At 57.0% G+C, this 242-nt stretch carries 1 rRNA gene; it reads right to left on the reverse strand.

What is annotated here, in order from left to right:
- Positions 1-242, reverse strand: a 16S ribosomal RNA gene (locus tag GOU96_RS18535); the annotation flags it as partial.

The raw sequence follows: 242 nt of genomic DNA on the forward strand, positions 1-242 counted from the left end.
GCTGATCATCCTCTCAGACCAGCTAGGGATCGTCGCCTTGGTGAGCCCTTACCTCACCAACTAGCTAATCCCACCTGGGCATATCCGGTAGCGCAAGGCCCGAAGGTCCCCTGCTTTGCTCTTGCGAGGTTATGCGGTATTAGCCATCGTTTCCAATGGTTATCCCCCTCTACCGGGCAATTTCCCAGGCATTACTCACCCGTCCGCCGCTCGCCACCCAAGGAACAAGTTCCTCTGTGCTG

Source organism: Vibrio sp. R-1, from assembly GCF_035615595.1.
Taxonomy (GTDB): domain Bacteria; phylum Pseudomonadota; class Gammaproteobacteria; order Enterobacterales; family Vibrionaceae; genus Vibrio; species Vibrio cholerae.